We start from the raw sequence: 14543 nt of genomic DNA, 5'->3' as shown, positions 1-14543 counted from the left end.
ACGGCTCGCCCGGAAGTTGCTTAGCCGGGGTCGCCTATAATTTTCGTCTGCGGCGTCACCGGCCGAACAGGGGGCGCGGGCGGCAGCAGCGCGCGGATGTCGGCGAAGGGAAATGTTGGCTCGAATCGGAAGGCCTCGGCCAGGGAGCCGGGAACGCTGTTGCATTGCCCGGCGCGAAACTCATTCTGGACGCGCGCTCTGTCGACATATTGCTCCGGCCACTGCGACTGGTGCGCTCGGATCGCCTGCGTCTTGATATCGCCGTAGGCGGAAATGTCGACGTAATGCGTCGGCACAAAACCGGTGCCGCCCATCGTGTCGGCATGCAGCACGGGGACGCCGAACGAGGCCGCGATGCGCACGCCGTCCGACAAAGCACGATGGTCGGCGTGATAGTCGTTGGGGGCATGCGTGATCACCAGATCCGCCGCGGTCTCGCGTATCAGCGCTTTCAGCGAAGCGATCAGTGCCGCATCGGCCACCAGTTCGCCGTCGGGAAAGTCGAGAAAGCGAAGGGTTGCGCCGAGCAACGCCGCAGCGGCCGCCGCCTCGTCGCGGCGGACACGAGCCAAAACGCTCGGGTCGCCCATGCCGCCCCTGGCGCCATCCGTGGCCACGGCAAAAGTCAGTTCTGCGCCTTGCGTGGCATAGGCAGCCAGCGTACCGAACATGAATATCTCGATGTCGTCGGGATGCGCGCCGAGCGCCAATACCTTCACTGCACTCTCCCCGGAAATGGAAAAACGTGACGAACGGAATCCTGCTCGCCCTCATCGCCTATGCAAGCTATTCGTGCAGCGATGCCGTTATCAAGAGCCTTGGCGGACAGTTCACCGTCTTCGAGATCGGCTTCTTCATCACGCTGTTTGCCGGCTGCTTCCTGTTTTTCAGCCGCCCAGTCGATGAGCGCTGGCGCGACTTCTGGCGCACCGGGCGGCCATGGGCGGTGCAGGCCCGCGCTTGGGCCGGCATCGCCTCCGGCGTGCTCAGCGTCTACGCCTTCACCACCATTCCGCTGGCCGAGACCTATGCACTGATCTTCCTGGCGCCGCTTTGCGTTACCATTCTCTCGACCGTCATCCTGAAGGAAAAGGTCGGTCCATGGCGCTGGCTGGCGGTGGTTGCCGGCTTTGCAGGTGTCATGCTGGTGGTGCGGCCAGGTTTTCGCGAGTTGCATCTCGGACACCTTGCCGCCTTCACGGTGGCCTTCCTCGCCGCGGCCAGCGTCATCCTGATGCGGTCGCTCGCCCAGCAGGAAAAGCGCACCACCATGCTCGGCGTGCTCATCGGTTACGGGCTGCTGTTCAACGGGGCCGGCACCATCGCCACATCGTTCACCCTCCCCAACGCCATGCAACTGCTGTGGCTGGTGCTGGGCGGCGCCTTTACCGCCGGCGGCCAATTGCTGCAGCTGCTGGCCGCCAAATACGCGCCGGCCAACCGCATGGCGCCGACGCATTATTCGCAGATCGTCTGGGCGGTCATCCTCGGCGCGCTGTTCTTCCAGGAGTATCCGGACTGGATATCGCTGGTCGGCCTTGCCGTCGTCGGCGCGTCCGGCCTGCTCACCATGGTGCGCGAGGAGGTGCGGCTGGGCACGGTGCGCTGGAACCCGTTTTCACGCACAAGGCTTTGAGCCGTTGCACGGTTGTGGTGACCGCTGATATGCGGACGCAATGACGACGAGATCCTTGCCGGAGCTTCCGGTATCCGCCGTGCTGCCGGCCCTGAGCGAGGCGCTCGGCTCCGGCAACAGCGCCGTCCTGGTGGCGCCGCCCGGCGCCGGCAAGACGACGCTGGTGCCGCTGGCGCTGCTCGATGCGCCCTGGCTGGTCGCCGGCAAGATCGTCCTGCTCGAACCGCGCCGGCTCGCCGCCCGCGCCGCCGCCCGCCGCATGGCGGAATTGCTTGATGAAGAGCCCGGCGCCACTGTCGGCTATGCCATGCGCATGGAAAACCGCACATCGGCCCGGACAAAAATCCTGGTCGTCACCGAAGGCGTCCTGGCGCGCTTGATCCTAGACGATCCCGAGCTGCCCGGCGTCTCGGCGGTGATTTTCGACGAATTCCACGAGCGCTCGCTCGACGGCGATTTCGGCCTGGCACTGGCGCTCGACGTGCAGGGCGCGCTGCGGCCGGATTTGCGGCTGCTGGTGATGTCGGCAACGCTCGATGGCGCGCGCGTCGCGAAACTCCTGTCCGGCGCCTCGGTGATCGAAAGCCAAGGCCGTGCGTTCCCCGTAGATGTCAGATACGACGAGCGGCCAGCCGGCGTTCCCATCGAAGACGCCATGGCCAAGGCGATCCGCTCCGCTCTTGCCGGCGAGAGCGGCAGCGTGCTCGCCTTCCTGCCGGGACAGCGCGAGATCGAGCGCACCGCCGAGCGGCTGCAGGGCCGGCTCGGCGCCGACACCGACATCGTGCCGCTCTACGGCCAGCTCGATAACAGGGCGCAGGATGCCGCCATCAAACCGGCGCCGCCCGGCCGCCGCAAGGTGGTGCTGGCGACGTCGATCGCCGAGACCTCGATCACCATCGACGGCGTGCGCGTCGTCATCGATTCCGGCCTGTCGCGGCTGCCGCGCTACGAACCGGCGAGCGGCCTGACCCGGCTGGAGACGGTGCGCGTTTCCAGGGCGTCCGCCGACCAGCGCGCCGGTCGCGCCGGACGCACGCAGCCAGGTGTCGCCATTCGGCTGTGGCGGGCCGAGCAGACGGCGGCACTTCCCGCCTTCACCCCGCCCGAGATTCTTGAGGCCGATCTGTCCGGGTTGCTGCTCGATTGCGCCGCCTTCGGCGTCGCCGATCCGGCGAGCCTGTCCTTCCTCGATCCGCCGCCCACTCCCGCGCTCAACGAGGCGCGGGCGCTGCTCCTGGCGCTGCACGCCATCGATGCGGCCGGCCGGCTGACGGAGGCGGGCGGCGCGATGCGCAAGCTGGCGCTGCCCGTGCGGCTCGCACACATGGTCGCTGAAGCCGCTGGCGGCGGCCACGCGCTCGAGGCTGCGATGCTAGCCGTCCTGCTCACCGAGCGTGGCCTCGGCGGCGATGGCGCCGATCTCGAACGGCGGCTCATCCGTTTTCGCACTGAGAAGTCGCCGCGCGCCGTTGGGGCAAGGCAGCTGGCCGAGCGGCTGGCGAAGCAGGCGGGCGGCGCCAAGAGCAGCGAAGCCGCTTCTGCCGGTCTTTTGCTCATCCACGCCTGGCCGGACCGCGTCGCCAGGGCGCGCGGCGAGCGTGGCCGTTTCGTGCTCGCCAACGGCTCCGGCGCCATGCTCGACGCCGCCGATCCGCTGGCCGGTGAGACCTGGCTGGTCGTCGCCGACCTGCTGGGCAAGGCGCAAAACGCCCGTATAACCGCCGCGGCCTCGGTCCACGAGACCGACATCCGTGCCGCTCTCGCCGACAGGATCGAGATTCGCCGCGAGACGAGTTTCGACCGCGAGCGGCGCGCGGTGCGCGTGCGCGAGACCGCCAGGCTCGGCGCCATCACTTTGTCGGAGCGCATGCTGCCCGCACCAACTGGAACAGACGCCGACCGCGCCATCCTGGATGCCTTGCGCGAGCACGGCCTGTCGCTGCTGGAATGGGGCAAGGACGGCGAGACGCTGCGCCAACGGCTCGGCTGGCTGCATCGCGGCCTAGGCGCGCCTTGGCCCGATGTTTCGGAAGCCGCCCTGCTCGAACGCCTCGACGACTGGCTGCTGCCGTTCCTGTCGGGCAAGGCGTCCTTCGCCGCCATCGACCCCGGCACGCTGTCATCGGGCCTGATGGCGCTGGTGCCGCATGATTTGCAGCGCAAGATCGGCACACTGGCGCCGACCCATTTCGACGCGCCGTCCGGCAGCCATGTGCCGATCCGCTATGACGGCGAATGGCCGGTGCTGGCGATCCGCGTGCAGGAACTATTCGGCCTTGACCGCCATCCGGCAATCGCCAACGGCACCGTGCCGCTGACGCTCGAGCTGTTGTCGCCGGCGCACCGGCCAATCCAGACGACGCGCGACCTGCCCGGCTTCTGGCGCGGCTCCTGGGCCGATGTGCGCACCGACATGCGCGGCCGCTATCCCCGCCATGTCTGGCCGGAAAATCCGCTGCTCGCTGCGGCCACCGCCCGCGCCAAACCGCGAGGGACCTAGCGCTTGTCCTTTCCCGGCTATAATCCTTGGCCATGATCAACATCGTGCACGCGCCAGACTTCCAGCAAAGCCAGCGGCTGCGCCTCAACACGCTGATCCGGCTGCGCTGGCTGGCCATCGTGGGCCAGAGCCTGGCGGTGCTGGTCGTCGCCTATGGGCTCAAATTCCCGCTGCCGGTCAGCCTCTGCTTCGCGCTGGTCGCCTGCTCGGCCTGGCTTAACCTGGTGCTGACCTTCCGCTATCCGGCAGCGCACCGGCTGACCCCGTTCTCAGCCTTTTTCATCCTGACCTTCGACAGCCTGCAGCTTGCCGGCCTGCTCTTTTTGACTGGCGGCCTCACCAACCCGTTCTCGGTGCTGATGACCGTGCCCGTCGTCATCTCGGCGGCGTCGCTGCCGCTGCGGCTGACTGCGGTGCTCGGCGCGCTGGTCATGGCGGCGGCCACGTTGCTGGTCTTCTTCCACCAGCCGCTGCCATGGTACGAGGGCGCGCCGCTGCCCATGCCATTCATCTATGTCGCCGGCATATGGATGGCGGTGTTTTCCTCGATCGCCTTCACTGCCATCTATGCCTTCCGCGTTGCCGAGGAAGCCCGCCTGCTCGCCAATGCGCTTGCCGCCACCGAACTGGTGTTGCAGCGCGAGCAGCATCTGTCGGCGCTCGATGGCCTCGCCGCCGCCGCCGCGCACGAACTCGGCACGCCGCTCGCCACCATCGCGCTTGTCTCCAAGGAAATGGAGAAGGCGCTGGGTAACGATCCGAAATATGGTGAGGATGTGAAGCTGTTGCGCTCGCAGAGCGAGCGCTGCCGCGAGATCCTGAAGCGGCTGACCAGCCTGTCCTCCGAGGGCGAGGCGCATCTGTCGCGTCTGCCGCTGACCTCGCTGGTCGAGGAGGTGACGGCGCCGCACCGCGATTTCGGCATCTCGATCAAGCTTCGGCCGGGCGAGCGCGTCGGCCCCGAACCGGTGGGACGGCGCAACCCCGGCGTCATCTACGGCCTCGGCAATCTCGTCGAGAACGCGGTCGACTTCGCCCGCAACAGTGTGACGGTGCGCTGGAGCTGGGACGAGCTCGACGTCACCTTCTCGATCATCGACGACGGGCCGGGCTTTCCGCCCGAAATCATCGACCGCATCGGCGAGCCCTATATGTCGACGCGCCAGGGCAACGAGGCCGGCGGTGGCCTGGGTCTCGGGCTGTTCATCGCCAAGACCTTGCTCGAACGCTCCGGCGCCACGCTCGATTTCCGCAATTCGAGCGGACTGGGCGAAGGCGCGATCGTGCAGATATCGTGGCCGCGCACGGTCTTCCTCAACCCGGAATCGGTGGGGATCTCGATGTTCGACACCGCGTAAAAGCCTTGGCGGAGGCGGCAAAATTGGACAATGGCGTTCAGGAACTATATCTGCGTAAAATTAAGGCAGCAGGATTTTTTGAGATAATGACTGGCGAAGAAGCAATTGGCGCAATGGTCGAAGGCGAGGACACCTCGCTGCTCATCGTCGACGACGACAAGCCGTTCCTGACGCGGCTGGCCCGCGCCATGGAAACCAGGGGTTTCGTGGTCGAGACGGCCGAGAGCGTCGAGGAGGCAGTGGCCAAGGCGCGCGCCCACCCGCCGGCCTATGCGGTGGTCGACATGCGGCTTGGCGACGGCAACGGCCTCGACGTCGTCGCCGCCATCCGCGAGAAGCGCGACGATGCCCGCACCGTCATCCTCACCGGCTACGGCAACATCGCCACCGCGGTGACCGCGGTGAAGCTCGGCGCCATCGACTATCTGTCGAAGCCGGCTGACGCCGACGACGTGTTTGCAGCGCTCACCCGCACCGCCGGCGAGCGCGCCGCCCCCCCGGAAAATCCGATGTCGGCCGACCGCGTGCGCTGGGAACACATCCAGCGCGTCTACGAAATGTGCGACCGCAACGTGTCGGAAACCGCGCGCCGGCTCAACATGCATCGCCGCACGCTGCAGCGCATACTCGCCAAGCGCGCACCACGCTGAGGTTCACGCGCCGGTGGCGCCGGCCGCCAATTGCCGAACCTCAGCGCTGCCCCTCACCTGCCTGCCGGCATCCTCTCCCCGTATAGAGACGGGGGAGAGGGGCGCTCTCATCGCCGGTTTCGCCAATCGCCGGCGTTGCAGGAGACGACGGCGAGGCTGAAGCTGCTGTCCAGTCGATAGATGGGTAACACTTTGAACCGGATACATAGGTGACACTTCTCTCCCCCTATGCGGCGGACAAGCTTCATGCGGCGTGTGTCGATGATGCCGAGCGGGTGGGCATGGAATGAGAGTGTCCATTGTCCGTCTTCGGTCTCCAACGCAGCGACCGGTTCGCCCGCCAGCGCTTGCGAGACATATATGAAGCCGCCATTCCATCGGATCTCGCCATTGTGGCGCACGCGGCGGACCGAGGCCTCGGCCGGATAGACGGGCTCGGGTGGTGTCCTGGGCATGGCGCGCTGTGAGGACCGGTAGTGCTGGGCGGGCGTATCCATGCCCAGCGCCTCATGGGGACGTTCCTCATTGTAGCTTTGCCGGAAGGTCTCGAAGGCCTGGCCCTGTGCCGTTCAGTCGGCTTCCGGTGCCTCGGCCATCGGCAGCATGGTCAGGTGAAAGCGCTCGTGACGTCCGTTCTGCTGTGGCCTGCCGGGTGCGATCCGCTCCAGCGTGATGCCAAGCTTGATGAAGCGCACGACAAGCGGCGTCAGCCCGGTGACGCCGGCCGATGCGAAGGGCGGGCCATTGTCGCTTCTGAAGCGATCCGGCAGGCCATGCTCTTCAAACAGCCGCTCAAACACCGGCCAGGCTTCGCTATCGGCCGTCGACCCCGTCGCTTCGAGCGCCAGAAGATAGCGGCTCGACGCATCCATCACCGTCAAGGGTTCGCAACGCCAGCCGTCGCGGGTCCGGAACCAGCCCTTGTGATCGCCAGTCCACACCGCGTTCGGTTCTTGCGGCTGTGGCCAGGGTCCATTGCCGCAGGCCCGCAGGCGGGGTCGCTTGCGGGCGCGGACAAGCCCATGCCGCGCAAGGATCGCGCCGACCGTCGAGGCTGAAGGCCACATGAACTCGGGAGCCGTGCGCCTGAGCCGTGCCACGATCTTCTTTGGACCCCAGAGCGGATGCAGCTCCTTGGCCGCCACAATCCGCTCAACTAGGTCCTGAGCTGTCGCCCGGCCTTGATTGAGCGGTGCTCGCGGCAGGTCGTGCAAACCTTCCGGGCCGAACTCCCGATAACGTCCGAGCCATTTGTAGCCGTTCTTGCGTGAGATCCCGTAGGCCGCACAAAGCGCAACCATCGTCTCATCCCCAGCAAGACACTCCACAACAAACCGTAGCCGCTCGTCCATGATGCCAGTCTCTCGTCAAACCATCGCCGGTCCTCCCGGCGAAGGAGAAAACTGTCACCCATGCTATCGGTCCATTCTGTTACCTATCTATCCGGTTCGGACACTGCCTCTTTCTCCCCGTCGCTATGTGGGGAGTTGAGGAATGGTCCGCGAAGCGGACGAAAAGCCAACTGCTTGGCTTTTCGAATGACGAACGTCCGGCAGGACAATGAGGGGCGGCGCCAACGCTGGAAACAGTTGCGCTTGCCGTGCCATCGACCTTTGCCCATCATCGGCAATAACGCCGCCGGAAAACCCGGCAACGGAGCACAGATGCGCGACAAGCAGCCGAAATCCATCCTTCGCGAATTCCTCGACGGCGAGGCGGCGGGCGGCATCATCCTGATGGTTGCGGCAGCCCTTGCGCTGATCGTCGCCAATTCACCATTGGCCGAAACCTATTTCGCCGCTCTCCACGCCTATCTCGGCCCGCTCAGCGTGTCGCACTGGATCAACGATGGGCTGATGGCGGTGTTCTTCCTGCTGGTCGGCCTCGAGATCAAGCGCGAGATGCTCGACGGTCAGCTCTCGACCTGGCCGCGCCGCGTGCTGCCGGGCGTCGCCGCCGCCGGCGGCATGCTGGTTCCCGCACTCGTCTATGTCGCCATCAACCGCAACAACGCCGCCGCGCTCTCCGGCTGGGCGATCCCGACCGCCACCGACATCGCCTTTGCGCTCGGCGTGCTGTCGCTGCTCGGCAACCGCGTGCCGGCGTCGCTCAAGATCTTTCTCACCGCGCTCGCCATCATCGACGATCTCGGCGCCGTCATCATCATCGCCATCTTCTACACAAGCGGCCTATCGCTGGCCTATCTCGGTGCGGCCTTCGCCGTCATCGTGGTGCTCATCGTGCTCAACCGCATGCGGGTGACGAGGCTGACGCCCTACCTCGTGCTCGGCGCCGTGCTGTGGGTGCTGGTTCTGAAATCGGGCGTGCATGCCACGCTGGCCGGCGTCGCGCTGGCGCTCACCATTCCGCTGAAAATCTCTGCCGGTAGCGGCCACGATCTCGACCATTCGCCGTTGCACCGGCTCGAACACGGCCTGCACAAGATCGTGCCCTTCTTCGTCATCCCGATCTTCGGCTTTGCCAATGCCGGCGTGTCGCTGGCCGGCCTCAGCGCCTCTGCCCTGGTCGAGCCGCTGACGCTCGGCGTTGCCGCTGGCCTGGTGCTGGGCAAGCTGGTCGGCGTCTTCGGCTCGTCCGCGCTTGCCATCCGGCTCGGCTTCGCCGACCTGCCGGTCAATGCCGGCTGGCTGCACATGATCGGCATTTCGCTGCTCTGCGGCATCGGCTTCACCATGAGCCTGTTCATCGGCCTGCTCGCCTTCGCCAACGACATGGCGCTGCAGGACGCCGTCAAGGTCGGCATCCTGGCGGGGTCCTTCGTTGCAGCGCTGCTGGGTGCCGCCGTGCTCCTGATGGCGCCGGCGGCAGGGGTGGAGGAGGTGGTGGAGTAGGTGTTCTTGGGTTCCTCTCCCCACTTCGTGGGCGAGGAACTTGAGCTTCGTCTACTCGCTCTCCCCCGCCAGCGCCGGCACCGCCACACCCGCCAGCTCCGCCGCCAGCAGCCGCGCCGCACCCGCCCGCGCGATTCGCAGCATCAGCGCCTTGCGCGTTGCCGCCGCCATCCGGTGCTCCGGCGCATCGCGCAGGATCTCCGCGCCATAGCCGTCGGAAAGGATGAAGCCGCATTCCTCCGGGAAGATCTCCGAGGGCACGCCCGGATGGGTGGCGAAGAAGAAGCGGTCGGAGTGCAGCCGATAATCCGGCCATTTGCGGTCGACGCGAAAATCCTCGATCGAGGATTTGATCTCGATGATCCAGATGCCGCCCTGCCGGGTCAGCGCCACAAGGTCGGCGCGCCGCCCGGTGGCCAGCGACAGTTCGGGCAGCACATGCATGCCCATTTGCGTCAGCAGCCGCCGCACGCCACGCCGCACCAGCATGGCGCGTTCGGACTGGCGGCCGTCGATGAGAGGATTGAGGAGAATCGGGGAGATGATCGGCATGGCAGCCACCATGCCAGATTTTGTTCATGGTTTGAACCCGTGCTTGGACGGCGATTATCCGGTTGACAAACCCAAAGTCAAATAGGATTACATGCCTGACAGGGCGGCACAGGGGAAGCTTCAGGCCCCGCTATCAATCTTTAATATATAACTCAAAAAGGACACAATTATTCCAATAATTACGGCGAGATGAAGTGCCATGTAGACGTATAGCAGGGGTTTCCTCTCGCTCTTTTCCCACCTATTTGCTCTGTTATCTAAAAGACTGAAATATATAAATATCAAGACTGGCGTTGCAGCAAAAAGAAACATCGGAAGTGGCACGGAGCGCCTCAAAGAATATGGAACGCGAACCATACCGTGCGCAATTTCCGAAAGCTACCCAGCCGTAGGGGCATGGCTTTCTAGGTCTTGGGCCGGCGGTAGAGCGGGATAATACAAACACCACCTATCACCAAGGCCAGCGCCGTAAAAAACACCGCGTCGCTATTCTCGAAGGTGATGATCCGATCTACGAACAGCGTGCCTGCCCCGATGGCTATCGCAAATCGTCCAGCTCCGTCTTGGCTGCTTTTGTCTTCGTTTGCATCAGCCACGCTTGGCCTCTTCGCGCTTCCGCCGCACGAGTTCCTTTATCTGCTGCTTAGTAAGCTTCGGCGCGTGGGCGATCTTATTCACCACGGCTTCAAAGGCGGCGTCGGTTTGGTTGATCATAAGTTCCTCAGACGCTTCCCGAAATTTGTCAATCTGCGGCATATCCGATGGCTTGGGCATAGGAATATAGACTCCGATTCGTGCGTATGCTAAACGAATGGGCGGGGATCACTCCCCGCCCAAACTCTATCTTATGAGGCGCGGTTGGGAATAGCCCGCCGCGCGCGGTAAGTGGAGCATGGGTAGCTCCAGTCTCCCGGCAACTGTCCAGTGCCGGGTCTGGCCGTCGACCAGCGGAAGTTCAGCCTTTCAGAAGATCTGACTGGCTCTCGATTGACGAACCTGGCAGTTCGTCGGTGACTTTTGAGGCCTCTGCATCAACGGCAGGGGCCTTATCTTTTGGTAGCGCGTAAAGGTTATCCGGGGTCTTTTCCAATTCCCCACGTTTGAACATGCGCCACGCGATCGGGCCTACAGCCTCATTCGGCACATCGGGCCAAAACGCCCTAGCAATTTCTTCCCTTATCTCTTTCGGCGTCAAACCGCGACGCCCTTGACGATAGTATTTGGCAAGGGCGTCTGTGATCATTTCCGGCATTGCTGGAAGGTCGTCCGGCTTAGGGGTTCGAGCGATATTCGCCGGCAGGATATGATCAATTTCGAGCGGGGCGGCAATTCCCAATAGCTTCGCCACTGTGCGCTCAGTCACGTTGAGTTCCGCGATCTCTGTCTCTAGTCGCGCGATCTTGGTCACCAGCTTTTCGCGCAGGTCTGCAAGGTCGGCCCGTTTGCGCCGAATCGTCTCGATGTCGATGGTCTCGCTCATGGCAAAGGCGTTTAGCACCCGGAAGCCTCGATTGCAAGAGATATGGGATGGGAAGGCATTCCTGATACGAAATGTTCTTCTCTGTTCTCTTGGCTGCCTTGACTCTTGGCCACGACTCGCCATTATGACGACAGGTAGGTTGGCTGAGCGGTTTAAGGCAGTCGCCTGAAAAGCGACCGGAGGTTTGCGTCTCCCGAGGGTTCGAATCCCTCACTTACCGCCACTGATTGCAACGAAAGGCGCGTTGCGAAGGAGGGTTACAAGATAGGCGGGCACGCAAACTCGGCCCGCCTATTTCAATTGAATCGCAACCTTTTATGCATTATGTTGTTCAAGTTCCTACAGGGTACGCAAACCTCCTAGGAGGACTCTGTGGATAGATGCGGTGATTCGCATCTTCTCAGCCGCAAGGCTGGGTGGCGGTAAGTGATCCAAAACGGAAAGAGCTGGCCTCACGGTCAGCTCTTTTTGTTTGGGTGTCGCTTGTGGCGCGCATATCGCCAGAGTGGGAGTTCTAGCTGCACCGGCTTTCGGAAGTGCGTCCGCTTCTCGTCAAGCAGGTCTATGATAGGTGAGGCGCTTGCCAGCGGCACCCTTCAACGCGATGAAAGCGCGGGTGCCGTCATCAACACCCATGGCAATGCGGTTGCTGTAGCGGAAATCGAACTCGGCAAGGTAGCGATGCAGGTGGTGTTCGCCGCAATGCTGATAGACGCCCTTCATGCCGCGCTTGAAAATCGAATAGAAGCCTTCCACTGTGTTCGTGTGGATGGTCTTTTCGCCTTCGTAGCGGACGTATTCGTCCTTAGTATGCGTGACGACATCGTGCGAGGCGAAATCCTGGCTGGCACGGCGATAGATGCCGCTTTCGTCGCTCATCAATGCGCTCTCGCGAGCGATGTTGGCGCGAACGATCGGCATCACGTTGCCCATGCGGGCCGTATCGACGTGGAAGGAACGGGCGCGGCCACCACGCTCTACCAGCGTAACGACCGTGTTCTTGTGAGCGCCACCGCCACGTTTGACGGGAGCGTTAGCGAGACGGCCAATGTAGGTCTCGTCAACTTCTACGGTCTTGCCGTTGCCGCCAAGCGGGGAGAAGTCGCCAGATGCCATTGCAAGGCGAATGCGGTGGCACAGGAACCAAGCGGTCTCATACTTGCATTCGAGTATGCGGTGCATCTGGTGAGCGCTGATGCCCTTCTTAGAGGCACACATAAGGTGGATAGCCTGAAGCCACTTGGTGAGCGGCATATGGCTTTCCTCAAAGATCGAACCCATACGGACGGTGAACTGCGAGCGGCAAGCGCTGCACTTGTACAGGCCGTGACGCTCGACACCATTGGGGTTCTTCTTGGACGGCTTGGTGCGAACGCCCTTCAATGCGTAGTGGCGATCAACAGAGCCGCACTTGGGGCAAACCGGACCATTCGGCCACAAGATGCCTTCCACATGCTCGAAAGCCTTGGCTTCGTCGTGGAACTCGGGGCGGGACAGAACGGACATGGAAATCTCCTATGCCCTTACCCCACGTAATCACTTTGGGTTTGTCAACCGGATAATCGCCTGTGACCATGGCGATCGTATGGTTGACAAACCCATAGGCGAATTTTCTCTCGCAATGATAAGAAGCACGGTCCTTGGCACGAGGGGAGACACCATGGGGTTTTTGGGATTCATCAACCGGCTTTTCCCCGCGACCGAAGAGTTGCGCCGGTACTCAGCGATCGCGGGTCCCTATTCATTCATGTTTCTGGTGAAGCGCATCCCAGCCGAAAACCGGAAATTCGTACGCTTCCGCCTCAGCCATATGGGAGCGGTCCAGGATAGTTACACATTCAGCGTCGAGGAGTTCGGTTCCCTCGTTGATGCCGTCCTGAAGACAAAGGCAGAGCTAGATGACCCACTGCTCACGAGCGCTACCCAGCCGTAGGGGAATGGCGGCAATTATACGGTTGACAGAACTGAGGCTACGACTTGATCCGAGCGCCTTCCGCGATCGCACCATATCTGTATCGGCGCGGTCTGGTATTGCTCCGGAACGCCCCTGCGTCCGCCGATCAACTTCCGTTCTTAGCTATAAGGCGGCCGGACTAAAGTCTTGCGCCGGGAACGCAAAGGTCTGATGTAACCGCTTTGGTTCCGTTCTTGTGCCTTGGACGTTCCCGTATTTTAGTCAGTCGAGATACTACCTATATGGCCGAAGCCGGCCTGTTCTCGAGCAGCGCAGCCCCCGCAATGTCATCCAAAATCGGGCAATCCGGCCGGTCGTCACCATGGCAGGCCTGGATCAGCGTCTGCAAGGTCGTGCGCATCGACTGCAGCTCGCGCACCTTTTCCTCGATGGCGCTGACATGGGCGGCGGCGATCTCGCGCACATCGTGGCTGGCGCGGCTGCGGTCCCGGTAGAGCGCCATCAGCTGCCGGCAATCGTCGATTGAAAAGCCGAGGTTGCGAGCGCGGCGCAGGAAGGCTAGCCGATGGATGTCGTCGCTGGAATAATCGCGATAGCCATTGCCGGCGCGCGCCGGGGCGATCAGGCCGATCTCTTCATAGTAGCGGATGGTCTTGGCCGGCAGTCCGGACCGCGCCGCGGCATCGCCTACATTCATTGTTATTCCTCGATGTGGTTCCCTGATTCTAGGCTATCCGACAGGACCGACCATTGTTTTTCCTTCACAATCCCGTGAGTCCTGTTGCCGAAATGCCATAGTTGCCGGCTTACCGGCACGTAAGCTCCTGCATATAGGCATCGCGCGCTTGGCAAGCAAAGCAAATGCCAGCATGAATGATTTCAGGAAAAGCGGCCGTAACGTGTCGCGACATCTTGGTGGGGCATCGGACCATTTCATGCGCATGAAGTCATTTGCAATCGTCGCCGCACTTGCGTTGTCGGCCGCGATCTCGGGTTGCAGCACGATCGGCTCTCAGCTGTTCACCAACAACTACGGTTCGGTGAACGATGCAGGCTACCAACTGCCGCGCATCCCGATCGAGAGGGTGCCGCTGAAGTACCACCGGCAAGAGGTAAACTACGACACCTCGGAAAAGCCGGGCACCATTGTCGTCGATACTCAGAACAAGTTTCTCTACTTCGTCGAAGGCGACGGCCGGGCGATCCGCTACGGCATCGGCGTCGGCCGCGAAGGCTTTGAATGGCACGGGACCGCCCATATCGCGCTGAAGCGCGAATGGCCGACCTGGACGCCGCCGCGGCAGATGATCCAGCGCCAGCCGGAGCTAGCGAAGTTCGCGAGCGGCATGGAGCCGGGCCTGAAGAACCCGCTCGGCGCGCGCGCCATGTATCTGTTCAACAAGGGCGGTGATATGGGCTACCGCCTGCACGGCAGTCCGGAATGGAATTCGATCGGCAAGGCGATGTCGTCAGGCTGCATCCGGCTGATGAACCAGGACATCATCGACCTCTACGACCGCACGTCGGTCGGCGCCAAGGTCATCGTGATGTAGGACCATGATCCGGAACCGAGGTCCACGAAAGCGAAAAGTGGAAC

14 protein-coding genes, 1 tRNA gene and 1 pseudogene are annotated in these 14543 nt (G+C 63.0%); 8 read left to right on the top strand and 8 right to left on the bottom strand.

Features of this window, described 5'->3' with window-relative positions; translation table 11 throughout:
• Nucleotides 1–20: 20 nt before the first annotated feature.
• A complete protein-coding gene (locus tag NKJ80_RS01545) occupies nt 21–719 on the bottom strand; it encodes a PIG-L deacetylase family protein (protein ID WP_352496914.1) in 699 nt (232 codons plus the stop codon).
• Nucleotides 720–745: 26 nt separating this feature from the next.
• Here NKJ80_RS01545 and NKJ80_RS01540 point away from each other — a divergent pair, with 26 nt between their 5' ends.
• From NKJ80_RS01540 to NKJ80_RS01525, 4 genes are all read left to right on the top strand, one after another.
• On the top strand, nt 746–1636 hold the full coding sequence (locus NKJ80_RS01540; RefSeq protein ID WP_023725843.1) for a DMT family transporter: 891 nt from the start codon (nt 746–748) through the stop codon (nt 1634–1636).
• A gap of 40 nt (nt 1637–1676) precedes the next feature.
• On the top strand, nt 1677–4139 hold the full coding sequence (gene hrpB, locus NKJ80_RS01535) for an ATP-dependent helicase HrpB (protein ID WP_352496913.1): 2463 nt from the start codon (nt 1677–1679) through the stop codon (nt 4137–4139).
• A 32-nt stretch (nt 4140–4171) separates the two neighbouring features.
• Nucleotides 4172–5497, top strand: coding sequence for an ActS/PrrB/RegB family redox-sensitive histidine kinase (locus NKJ80_RS01530; RefSeq protein WP_023729620.1), 1326 nt, complete (start codon nt 4172–4174; stop codon nt 5495–5497).
• An 86-nt stretch (nt 5498–5583) separates the two neighbouring features.
• On the top strand, nt 5584–6147 hold the full coding sequence (locus tag NKJ80_RS01525) for an ActR/PrrA/RegA family redox response regulator transcription factor (protein ID WP_023672848.1): 564 nt from the start codon (nt 5584–5586) through the stop codon (nt 6145–6147).
• Between the two features lie 233 nt (nt 6148–6380).
• Here NKJ80_RS01525 and NKJ80_RS01515 read toward each other — a convergent pair.
• A pseudogene (locus tag NKJ80_RS01515) lies at nt 6381–7499 on the bottom strand (integrase core domain-containing protein); the annotation flags it as partial.
• A 312-nt stretch (nt 7500–7811) separates the two neighbouring features.
• On the opposite strand from NKJ80_RS01515, the gene nhaA reads away from it, so the two are divergent.
• Entirely contained in the window at nt 7812–8999 is a 1188-nt protein-coding gene (gene nhaA, locus NKJ80_RS01510; protein ID WP_352496910.1) for a Na+/H+ antiporter NhaA, read from the top strand.
• A gap of 51 nt (nt 9000–9050) precedes the next feature.
• Here nhaA and NKJ80_RS01505 read toward each other — a convergent pair whose 3' ends face one another.
• From NKJ80_RS01505 to NKJ80_RS01490, 4 genes are all read right to left on the bottom strand, one after another.
• Nucleotides 9051–9551 carry an MmcB family DNA repair protein gene (locus tag NKJ80_RS01505; protein ID WP_352496909.1) on the bottom strand — a complete coding sequence of 167 codons (501 nt, stop codon included), beginning with the start codon at nt 9549–9551 and terminating at the stop codon, nt 9051–9053.
• 404 nt (nt 9552–9955) lie between these two features.
• Nucleotides 9956–10147 (bottom strand): hypothetical protein, encoded by a 192-nt coding sequence (locus NKJ80_RS01500; protein ID WP_023828578.1) that lies wholly within the window; start codon nt 10145–10147, stop codon nt 9956–9958.
• The gene (locus NKJ80_RS01495) at nt 10140–10325 is read right to left on the bottom strand and encodes a hypothetical protein (protein WP_352496908.1); all 186 of its coding nucleotides are present in this window, start codon (nt 10323–10325) and stop codon (nt 10140–10142) included. The genes NKJ80_RS01500 and NKJ80_RS01495 overlap by 8 nt, the downstream gene beginning before the upstream one ends.
• Before the next feature lie 181 nt (nt 10326–10506).
• The gene (locus NKJ80_RS01490) at nt 10507–11031 is read right to left on the bottom strand and encodes a hypothetical protein (protein WP_352496907.1); all 525 of its coding nucleotides are present in this window, start codon (nt 11029–11031) and stop codon (nt 10507–10509) included.
• 133 nt (nt 11032–11164) lie between these two features.
• On the opposite strand from NKJ80_RS01490, the gene NKJ80_RS01485 reads away from it, so the two are divergent.
• Nucleotides 11165–11254: transfer RNA gene (locus tag NKJ80_RS01485), tRNA-Phe, on the top strand.
• 329 nt (nt 11255–11583) lie between these two features.
• On the opposite strand, the gene NKJ80_RS01480 is transcribed toward NKJ80_RS01485, so the two are convergent.
• Entirely contained in the window at nt 11584–12537 is a 954-nt protein-coding gene (locus tag NKJ80_RS01480; RefSeq protein ID WP_023828575.1) for an IS1595 family transposase, read from the bottom strand.
• Between NKJ80_RS01480 and NKJ80_RS01475 the strand changes: the two genes are divergently transcribed.
• On the top strand, nt 12536–12964 hold the full coding sequence (locus NKJ80_RS01475) for a hypothetical protein (protein ID WP_023828574.1): 429 nt from the start codon (nt 12536–12538) through the stop codon (nt 12962–12964). The genes NKJ80_RS01480 and NKJ80_RS01475 overlap by 2 nt on opposite strands.
• Nucleotides 12965–13223: 259 nt before the next feature.
• Here NKJ80_RS01475 and cueR read toward each other — a convergent pair whose 3' ends face one another.
• Nucleotides 13224–13643: a Cu(I)-responsive transcriptional regulator gene (cueR, locus tag NKJ80_RS01470; protein WP_023703112.1), complete on the bottom strand. Its 420-nt coding sequence runs from the start codon at nt 13641–13643 to the stop codon at nt 13224–13226.
• A 238-nt stretch (nt 13644–13881) separates the two neighbouring features.
• Here cueR and NKJ80_RS01465 point away from each other — a divergent pair, with 238 nt between their 5' ends.
• A complete protein-coding gene (locus NKJ80_RS01465; RefSeq protein WP_023692663.1) occupies nt 13882–14499 on the top strand; it encodes a L,D-transpeptidase in 618 nt (205 codons plus the stop codon).
• The last annotated feature ends 44 nt before the right edge of the window (nt 14500–14543 follow it).

The organism is Mesorhizobium sp. M0030 (assembly GCF_040323695.1).
Classification (GTDB): domain Bacteria; phylum Pseudomonadota; class Alphaproteobacteria; order Rhizobiales; family Rhizobiaceae; genus Mesorhizobium.
The sequence above is the reverse complement of the archived record's forward strand: the minus strand, read 5'-3'. Positions and strand labels throughout refer to the sequence as shown.